Source organism: Vibrio fujianensis, assembly GCF_002749895.1.
GTDB classification, from domain to species: Bacteria; Pseudomonadota; Gammaproteobacteria; order Enterobacterales; family Vibrionaceae; genus Vibrio; species Vibrio fujianensis.
This window is the reverse complement of sequence record NZ_NBUS01000041.1, coordinates 160,159-161,075: the sequence shown is the minus strand read 5'-3', so window position 1 is coordinate 161,075 and position 917 is coordinate 160,159. Positions and strand designations below refer to the sequence as shown.

General features: G+C 44.3%; 2 protein-coding genes. Both read right to left on the bottom strand.

What is annotated here, in order from left to right:
• On the bottom strand, positions 1-297 hold a 297-nt coding region (locus B7C60_RS18405; protein WP_245868909.1), incomplete at its 3' end, for a response regulator.
• Positions 284-917: sensor histidine kinase (locus B7C60_RS18400; protein ID WP_245868906.1), on the bottom strand; the 634-nt coding region annotated here is incomplete at its 5' end. The genes B7C60_RS18400 and B7C60_RS18405, both read right to left, overlap by 14 nt.

The window sequence follows — 917 nt, the reverse complement described above, 5'->3', positions numbered from 1 at the left end:
GGTATCGCTATGTGTTGCTTGCCCGGTTAGCAATACTTTCTTAGTGTTAAGAAAGCGAGGATCTTGATGGATTTCCTTAAGTAACTCGACACCCGTTTTACCGGGCATCACATGGTCAGAAATCACCATTGCGATATATTCGCCTTCGGCATCTAGCTCATCCATCAACGCCAGCACTTCATCAGCCGATTCACAATCTTCAATCTGTAGCCAATGGGCTAATGGCTGTAAGTCTTGCAATACTGCGCTCAACACTTCTCTCTGGTCATCAACACAAATGATATTAAGCTTCTCCATATCCATCCTCGACTGGTAATTTGATCCTAAAAATCGTTTTCTCATGGTTGCTTTTAACAGCAATGCTTCCCCCATAGCTGGCGGTAATCCGCTTAACGATAGCTAAGCCTAAACCAAGGCCAAAGGATAACCCCTGCTTCTTGGTGGTAAAACTCGGTTGGAAAATTTTTCGCCGAGTGACTTCACTAATCTCTGGGCCATTATTCGCAATCGTAATGAGAATCCGTTGTTTGTTGTAACGTGTATGAATATCAATTTCAGGGTTTGGTGTCTCAGCCATTGCATCACAGGCATTTTTAATAATATTGACCCACACTTGTACCCATTCTGTCTGTGAACCTTTTAAAATAGGTAGTGTTCCTGGGCGCATCCGCACCGACACCCGGCGCAAATCACTTTGTAGTAAGGCCAACGCTCGATTGAGAGTTTCATTAAGATCCAAGGCTTCATCGAGATGGATCTCATTGCGTCCTAGCTGTTTGACTGATTTGACAATACCAACCACGTGTTTAGATGCGAGGCGTAAATCATGCAAATCACGCCCCATCTGCCAGTAACGTATCGCTAAATGCGGATTATTAAGCCAATGAGTTGATAGCGTTTCTTCTGGTACCGCTCGA